We start from the raw sequence: 8,013 nt of genomic DNA on the forward strand, positions 1-8,013 counted from the left end.
GCCCCACACCAGCCACGCGCCGCGCTGGGGCGCGATCGCCCTCGCCACCTGCTGCTCCCCGGCAACACCGACAGACACCGGAACACCCACCTCTCAGCGAACTTGTATCCACCATAGATACAAGATGCGGATCAGTACTATGGGCACGTGTCGAGCGCAACACCGAACCACGACGTGCCGCCGCCCACCGCCGCACCCGGCGACGCCGGACAGGCGCCCGCGGAGCCGCCGGCCGCGGACCGGGCCTACCGGCACGTGAAGACCGGACTGCTCGACGGCACCTACCCCGACGGGCACCTGCTGTCCGAAGGCGAAGTGGCCACCGCCATCAACATGTCCCGCACCCCGGTACGGGAGGCCTTCCTGCGACTGCAGACGGAAGGCTTCCTGCGCCTCTACCCGAAGCGGGGCGCCCTCGTCGTCCCGGTGACCCCCACCGAGGCCAGAGCCGTGCTGGAGGCCCGCCTCGCGCTGGAGACCTTCGCCATCGACAAGATCACCGCCGACGGCCCCGCGACGATGCGCGAGGTCGGCACCGACCTCCGCGCCCACCCGGCGTGCGACGGCAGCGGGCTGAGCACCGCGGAGATGCACGAAGCCGACCGCGACTTCCACGCCCGGCTGGTCTCCGCCGCGGCGAACCCGATCATCGACGACCTCTACACCGCGCTGCGGGACCGCCAGCTGCGGATCACCGCGGGCGCCCGCACCCAGAACCGGCGCCCGGACATCACCCGGCAGCACGCCGAAGTCGCGGCCGCCGTGCGCGACGGCGCCGCGGACACCGCCAAGGAAGTGCTGCGCGACCACCTGCTCGGTGTGCTGCGCGCCCTCGGCGTCGCGGGCGGCCCGATGCTCGAACCCCCGGCCTGACCGGTTGGAAAAAGCCCTGCACCTCGGTGCGGATTCTTTTTGATCTTCAGATCATTGATTTCACTCGACACTGAAGACATCGAGTCAATAAAGTAGTCGAGGTGCAAAAGTGGGCGGCGCGAACGCCGCCCACTCGATCCGCTCCCGGACTCGGCCCGGGAGGAAGAGCCCGATCAGGCCGGGGAACCACCGCCCACCGGAGGCTCACCGAGCGCCCCGGCCTCCCCCAGCGCCTGCGTCGCCTTCGGCCCGGACAGCGCAGCACCGGACTGCATCCCCGCCGCGGCGCTGGGCACCTCCTTGCGGGCCACCTCCTCCGCGGCACGGACGGCCTCGGCGACCTCCGGGTTCGACGAGGTGTCGAACCACGCGGCCACCGACTCCTCCTCGTCCTCCGGGCTGCCCGCCGGCGGCTCCTCCTTCGGCGGCTCGTAGCGGAACGTGCCGTCCTCGCCGGGCGCGCCGAGCATCCGGGCGAAGCCCTCCAGGGACTTGTTGAAGTCGCTGGGCACCACCCACACCTTGTTCGCGTCGCCCTGCGCCATCTGCGGCAGCGTCTGCAGGTACTGGTAGGCCAGCAGCTCCGGCGTGGGCTTGCCGCGCTTGACCGCCGCGAAGACCTTCTCGATCGCCTTCGCCTGGCCCTGCGCCTGCAGGTAGCGGCTGGCCCGCTCGCCCTGCGCGCGCAGGATGCTGGACTGGCGCTCGCCCTCGGCGTCGAGGATCGACGCCTGCTTGGCGCCTTCGGCCGCGAGGATCTGGGACTGCTTCTGGCCTTCCGCGGTCTTGATCGCGGATTCCCGCGCGCCCTCCGCGTTCAGGATCATGGCGCGCTTCTCCCGGTCCGCGCGCATCTGCTTCTCCATCGAGTCCTTGATGGACGGCGGCGGGTCGATCGCCTTGAGCTCGACGCGCGCGACGCGGATGCCCCAGCGTCCGGTCTCCTGGTCCAGCACCCCGCGCAGCTGGGTGTTGATCTGGTCCCGGGAGGTCAGCGTCTCCTCCAGGCTCATGCCGCCGACCACGTTGCGCAGCGTCGTCGTGGTGAGCTGCTCCACGCCGACGATGTAGTTGGAGATCTCGTAGACCGCCGAGCGCGAGTCGGTGACCTGGAAGTACACCACGGTGTCGATCGACACCGTCAGGTTGTCCTGGGTGATCACCGGCTGCGGCGGGAACGAGACCACCTGCTCGCGCAGGTCGATCTTGGCCCGCACCCGGTCGAGGAACGGCATCAGGAAGTTCAGCCCCGGCGCGGCGACGGTGCGGAACCGGCCCAGCCGCTCGACCACCGAGGCCTGCGCCTGCGGCACCACCAGGACCGACTTGGCCACCACGACGATCACCAGCAGCACCACCACCGCCAGCACGATCAGTTCCACTGCACCCTCCAGTTCACGGTTGCGCCGCGACGACGGCGGTGGCCCCGGAGATCTCCGTGACCAGCACCGTCGAATCGGCTTCGAAGACATCGGCCTCGTGGCTCGCGCGGGCCGACCACACGTCCCCGTCGATGCGGACCCGGCCGCCCTGGTGGTCGACCGTGGCCACCACGACCGCGTGCTTGCCGACGAGGGCGTCCACGTTGGTCTTGAGCTCCCGGCCACCCAGGAAGCGGCGCTTCAACGCCGGACGCGCCCCCAGCACGAGTCCCCCGGCCAGCGCTGCGAACACCACGACGGCCAACCACGGCGGCGCACCGGCCACCACGACCAGCGCCGTCCCCAGCGCGGCGAGGCCGAGCATCACCAGGACGAACTCGCCGGACAGCACTTCGGCCGCCACGAGGATCACACCGATGATCAACCAGACGACGGGGGCCATGCACCCATCGTGGCAGAACACAAGCTCGCTGTGGGTGAATTCGCCCAACCCGAGGACACCTGGTCCGCAGTGGACCTCCGGGCGGGCGTCACCGGAAGGGCGTCAGGGCTCGGTGACGAAGTCGATCAGCCGCTCGACCGCGCCGATCAGCGGCGCTTCCAGGTCGCGGAAGCCCTCGACGGCGCCGAGCACGCGTCGCCAGCCCTCGGCCGGTTCGCCCCAGCCCAGCTCGGCGCAGACGCCTTCCTTCCAGTCCTGCCCGCGCGGCACCCGCGGCCAGGCCGCGATGCCGAGGGACGCGGGCTTGACCGCTTCCCACACGTCGACGAAGGGGTGACCGGTGATGAGCACGTGCGGGTCGTCGATCCCGGCGACGAGCCGGGATTCCTTGCTGCCCTCGACGAGGTGGTCGACCAGCACGCCGACCCGGTGGCCGGCGCGGGGCCGGAATTCGCCGAGCAGCCCGGGCAGGTCGTCCACGCCGTGCAGCGGTTCCACCACGACGCCTTCGACGCGCAGGTCGTGGCCCCAGACGCGTTCGACGAGCTCGGCGTCGTGCAGGCCCTCCACCCAGATGCGGCTGCCGCGCGCCTCCCGGGCGCGCAACCCGTCGACGTGCACCGAACCGGAAGCGGAGGTGCGGGTCGCGGCCGGAGCGGCGGCGGGAGCCGGGACGAGGGTGACCGGGCGCCCGTCCAGCAGGAAGGCCGCCGGTCGCATCGGGAACAGCCGGTGGGCGCCGTGCCGGTCCTCCAGCACCGCGTTGCCCTTCTCCACGCGCACCACCGCGCCGCAGAAGCCGCTGGCCGGGTCCTCGACCACGAGCCCGGGCTCGGCCGGGACCTCGGGGATCTCGCGGCGCTTGCGGCCGCCGGACAGGACGTCGTTGCCGTAGTTGACCGAACGCACGCGAAGATCCTATTCACCGCCGCGGGCCGGGTGGTCGCGGCGCGCCGCCCGCGCGACGAGACCCACATCGCCCGGCCCCCGGGCTGATGCGGGCGGACGGGATACGTACTCTCTCTCGACGTGCCATGCCCAAGCGCAACGATGGTCGTCTGGACGTCCGCGTGGTTGCACGGTGCGACCGCCGCGGACGACGTGCTCGACGCTCTGCAGGTCTGGGGCGAGTCGCAGGAAGTGCGCGCCGCCGACGACGAACTCGCCGCCCGGTTAGAACTGCCGGGCCCGCAGGACACCCCGGCCGGTCCGGCGCTGCTGCTGGCGGCGCTGCGCAAGGCCGGCGCGGTGGGCGGGGACCTGGTGCTGCCGGTCCCCGGCGACGTCCGCGGCCTGGGGTCGGCCGGTGCGTTCTCCAAGCAGGCGCTGCGCCGCGGTGAGGCGGCGGTGCTGCCGGAGGCCGGGCTGGCCCTGGTGCCCGAGCCGATCGCCGAGGGGATCCTGCGCTGGACGGTGTTCGCCGTCGGCGAGCTCCCGCCCGCCGAGCACCTGCCGATCGGGGAGGCCGAGCACGGCATGTCCTCGGCGATGCGGGAGGCCGCGAGCACGCTGATCGACCTGGACATCGCCAAGCACCGCCCCGGCGTGCGCGACGAGATCGCCTCGACGGTGGCCGACCGCCCGAAGCCGCCGTGGCCGGAGGACGTGCCGCAGCGGCCGCTGCGGATCCTGCAGCGCGCCTCCGAGGTGGAGGCGATCCTGTGGGTGGCCACCGACGACGCCCCGGGCGGGGCGCTGTCGGCATCGGCGACGAGGGCGCGGACCGAGGCGCTGCGCCCGCTGTTCGACTCGGTGCGGGCGGCCCGGCGCGCCTCGGTCGCGGAGATGGTGCGGGTGCTGGCCGACAGCGCCAGCAGGCACTGACTCACACCAGCGGGGTGCCCGCCTTGATCCGGCGCCGCACGTCCCACAGGTAGTAGTTGAACGGGAACTTGCGCAGCACCGTCGGCAGCCGCCGGATGACCACGCCCATCGCGCGGGTGAGCCGGTCGAAGCGGCGCTGGTCGCGGTCGGTCCAGGGCAGCCGCATCTCGTCGCGGAACCGCTGCGGCAGGAAGCCGGTGGTGATGAACCGGTTGAACCGGCCCAGCGGCGCGCTGACGTAGCGCGGCATGAAGTCGAGCTCGGCGATCCGGCGCAGGTAGGGACGCACGGTGTCGTCGACGTGGACCTGGTCGAGCGCGGTGTTCCAGTACTCCTCGAAGGCCGCGCGGTCGGCGGGCCACATGTCGTCGGTGACCTGCAGGGTGGTGCCGAGGGTGGCGGAGCGCCGGTAGAGCTCGTCGATCTCGGCGTCGGTGAGGTCTCCGACGAAGATCCGGTACACGTCCTCGATGCCGCGGTAGAGGCAGGCCGCCACCCAGAGCTGCAGGTTCTTGTCGAAGGCGTTGTAGGACACCGGGCTGGACTCGGTGGAGCGCACCCGGGCGTGCGAGCGGTTGGTGGCGCGCCGGAACAGGGCGCGTTCCTCGTCGGTGCCCATGGTGGCGACGGCGAGGTAGGTCAGCGTGGTGCGGGTGCGCTTGACGGGGTGCTTGAAGATGTTGCCGCTGTCGACCTTGCTCTCGACCACGCCGTAGCCGACGCCGGGCCGGGCCAGCTGCATGATCACGTTGGCGCCGCCTGCGAGCAGTCCGGCGCCGACGACCAGTTCGTCCTCGCGCACGCGTGATCCGGTGGGAGCCGTCATCGGGTGTCTCTCCTCCGCTAGCGGGTGGCGGTGCGCGACCAACTCTGCACACAGCCGTGTGCAAATATGGAACCGATCGGTTCCCGAGCTGTCAAGACCCGCCCGACCGCACCGCGGCGGATGCCAAGATGGGCGGCATGGAGCCGTCTTCCCTGCGGGTGTACGGCGGTGTCGACGGCGACCACCGCCAGGCCGAACGCCGCGCCCGGTTCCTCGACGCGGGCCTGGACCTGCTCGGCGCCCCCGACGCCGACGCCACCCTGTCGGTGCGCGGCGTCTGCAAGCGCGCCGGGCTCGCCGCCCGCTACTTCTACGAGAGCTTCACCGACCGAGAAGAGCTCACCGCCGCCGTCTACGACCAGGTCATCGACGACCTCGCCACCGGTGCGCTGAGCGCGGTCGCCGCCGCCCCGCACGACGCGGCCGCCAAGGTGCGGGCCGGGCTCGGCACCGTCATCGGCGTCGTCGGCGACGACCCGCGGCGCGGCAGGCTGCTGTTCTCCGCCCGCGCGGGCGCCGCCCTCGCCGAACGCAGGCAGCGTTCCACCCTGCTGTTCGTCGGACTGCTCGGCGGCCAGGCCAAGGACTTCTACGGGGTGGCCGACAGCGCCGACTTGGACGTGCTCAGCCAGTTCGCCGTCGGCGGGCTCGCCCAGACCCTCACCGCCTGGCTGGACGGAGCGCTGCGCATCGACCGCGACGAGCTCGTCGAGCACTGCACGCGCATCTTCCTCGCCGTCGGCACGCCCACCGGGGACTGACCGGCGCGAACAGGCCCCCGGAACGCGTCCCGGCAGTTACGGTCCTGGACGTGGAGTGCTTCATCGCCCGGCGTACCCGCCGCTGAGAGTCCGCTCGTCGCCGGTCCTCAGCCGCCATGAGCGGACCGCCCCCTGCCCGTCGTCAGCACCGGGTACCGGCCCTCCGCCCGAAAGGCACCCCACCATGCTCATCCGCGAGTTCGTCGCCGACGACCTCAGCACGCTCATCGACCTGACCATCCGGACGTTCCGCCCGTTCTACGAGGACGTCTTCCGGCCCTTGGTGGGCGAAGTCGTCTTCACCCACCAGCACGGCGCTTGGCGCGAGGACTACCACGATCAGGTCGCCGCACTGCACGCGCCGGAGCGCAACGCCCACGTCGCCGTCGCCGTCGGCGAGGACGGCATCACGGGATACGTGGCGTGGAGCGTCGAACCGCCCCGGCGCAACGGCACGATCACGTTGCTCGCGGTCGACGACCAGCACCGCGCCCGCGGCGTGGGCGCCGCCTTGTGCGAGCACGCCTTCGCCGAGATGCGCGCCCGCGGCGCCGAGGTGGTCGAGATCGGCACGGGCGGAGACGCCTTCCACGCCCCGGCCAGGGCGCTCTACGAACGGCTCGGGTGCACTCCGCTGCCGGTCGTCGCCTACTACCGGCGGCTCTGATCGCACCGCCACCCGGTGAGCGCAACGCTCCTGGACGGGCGCTCTCGCGCGCCCGTCCAGGAAGGCCGCACCGGCGGGAGCTCAGCCGTTGACGACGACGTCAGGACGGCGAGCAGCAGCCCGGCGCGCACACGTCCCCGTTGCGCCCGCAGCCCGCGGCGGGCATCAGCGACAGCTTCCGCGGCCGCACCTCGTCCACGTGCTCGGAGATCAGCTCCACGATCATCTTCGCGAACCGCGGATCGTCCCCGGCGGTCCCGGCCCGCACGAAGGCCACGCCGAGCTCGGCGGCCTTCTCCGCGGCCTCGTTGTCCAGGTCCCAGATCACCTCCAGGTGATCGGAGACGAACCCGATCGGGCTCACCACCACCGACGTGACGCCCTTGGCGTGCAGGTCCTCGATGTGGTCCACCACGTCCGGTTCCAGCCACGGCACCTGCGGCGGGCCGGACCGGGACTGCCACACCACGTCGAAGGCCTCCACCCCGGCCTCCTCGGCGACGAGCCGGGCGCACTCGGAGACCTGCCGCGAGTACCACTCGGGGCGGCCGTCCGGGCCGGGCATCGAGTCGGCGCGCACCGGCACCGAGTGCGCGGTGAACACCAGCCGGGCCTGCGGATCGCCGATCTCGGCGTAGGCGCGGCGCACCGCGTCGGCGTTGGCCGCCACGAACAGCGGGTGGTCGAAGAACTGGCGCAGCTTCACCAGGTCCGGGGCCTGCTCCCCCACCGCTTCGCGGGCCCGGGCGATGTCCTCGTGGTACTGCTTGCAACCCGAGTAGCCGCCCCACGCGGAGGTGGCGAACACCAGCGCGTTGCGCACGCCGTCCTCGGCCATCCGCGCCACGGTCTCCTCGACCATCGGGTGCCAGTTCCGGTTGCCCCAGTACACCGGCAGGTCCCGGCCCTCGGCGCGCAGCTGCTCCTGCAACCCGGCCATGATCTCGCGGTTGAGCCGGTTGATCGGGGAGACCCCGTCGAAGTGGTGGTAGTGCTCGGCGACCTCGTCGAGGCGCTCCGGCGGCACGCCTCTGCCCCGGGTGACGTTCTCCAGGAACGGCCGGACGTCCTCCGGGCCTTCCGGTCCACCGAACGACAAGAACAGCAGCGCATCGAAACTCACCCGACCATGATGGCCCGCCGCCGAACGGGCCGCTCACGGGAGTGGTTGAACTCGAACGCGCTCTCGGCCCGCACGCGCGGTGATCAGCCGACGTCCGGACGGCGCACCGGGAAAC

9 protein-coding genes are annotated in these 8,013 nt (G+C 72.1%); 4 read left to right on the top strand and 5 right to left on the bottom strand.

What is annotated here, in order from left to right; genetic code table 11:
* Positions 1-147: 147 nt before the first annotated feature.
* On the top strand, positions 148-873 hold the full coding sequence (locus tag ABZ805_RS28660; RefSeq protein WP_358446871.1) for a GntR family transcriptional regulator: 726 nt from the start codon (positions 148-150) through the stop codon (positions 871-873).
* A gap of 173 nt (positions 874-1,046) precedes the next feature.
* Here ABZ805_RS28660 and ABZ805_RS28665 read toward each other — a convergent pair whose 3' ends face one another.
* The 3 genes from ABZ805_RS28665 to ABZ805_RS28675 form a co-directional block, all read right to left on the bottom strand.
* Entirely contained in the window at positions 1,047-2,255 is a 1,209-nt protein-coding gene (locus ABZ805_RS28665) for an SPFH domain-containing protein (RefSeq protein WP_358446874.1), read from the bottom strand.
* Positions 2,256-2,268: 13 nt separating this feature from the next.
* Positions 2,269-2,697 (bottom strand): NfeD family protein, encoded by a 429-nt coding sequence (locus ABZ805_RS28670; protein WP_358446876.1) that lies wholly within the window; start codon positions 2,695-2,697, stop codon positions 2,269-2,271.
* Positions 2,698-2,799: 102 nt separating this feature from the next.
* The gene (locus ABZ805_RS28675) at positions 2,800-3,606 is read right to left on the bottom strand and encodes a DUF3097 domain-containing protein (protein WP_358446879.1); all 807 of its coding nucleotides are present in this window, start codon (positions 3,604-3,606) and stop codon (positions 2,800-2,802) included.
* 141 nt (positions 3,607-3,747) lie between these two features.
* Between ABZ805_RS28675 and ABZ805_RS28680 the strand changes: the two genes are divergently transcribed.
* Positions 3,748-4,521 (top strand): hypothetical protein, encoded by a 774-nt coding sequence (locus ABZ805_RS28680; protein ID WP_358446881.1) that lies wholly within the window; start codon positions 3,748-3,750, stop codon positions 4,519-4,521.
* 1 nt (position 4,522) lies between these two features.
* Here ABZ805_RS28680 and ABZ805_RS28685 read toward each other — a convergent pair whose 3' ends face one another.
* Positions 4,523-5,347, bottom strand: coding sequence for an oxygenase MpaB family protein (locus tag ABZ805_RS28685; protein ID WP_358446884.1), 825 nt, complete (start codon positions 5,345-5,347; stop codon positions 4,523-4,525).
* A 137-nt stretch (positions 5,348-5,484) separates the two neighbouring features.
* Here ABZ805_RS28685 and ABZ805_RS28690 point away from each other — a divergent pair, with 137 nt between their 5' ends.
* Together ABZ805_RS28690 and ABZ805_RS28695 are read left to right on the top strand one after the other, a co-directional pair.
* Positions 5,485-6,108, top strand: a complete 624-nt coding sequence (locus ABZ805_RS28690; protein WP_358446887.1) for a TetR/AcrR family transcriptional regulator — start codon at positions 5,485-5,487, stop codon at positions 6,106-6,108.
* 184 nt (positions 6,109-6,292) lie between these two features.
* Positions 6,293-6,775: a GNAT family N-acetyltransferase gene (locus ABZ805_RS28695; protein WP_358446890.1), complete on the top strand. Its 483-nt coding sequence runs from the start codon at positions 6,293-6,295 to the stop codon at positions 6,773-6,775.
* Positions 6,776-6,875: 100 nt separating this feature from the next.
* On the opposite strand, the gene ABZ805_RS28700 is transcribed toward ABZ805_RS28695, so the two are convergent.
* Positions 6,876-7,898: a ferrochelatase gene (locus ABZ805_RS28700; RefSeq protein ID WP_358446893.1), complete on the bottom strand. Its 1,023-nt coding sequence runs from the start codon at positions 7,896-7,898 to the stop codon at positions 6,876-6,878.
* Between the last annotated feature and the right edge of the window lie 115 nt (positions 7,899-8,013).

This window comes from Saccharopolyspora sp. NPDC047091 (assembly GCF_040643635.1).
In the GTDB taxonomy this organism is placed as follows: Bacteria; Actinomycetota; Actinomycetes; order Mycobacteriales; family Pseudonocardiaceae; genus Saccharopolyspora_C.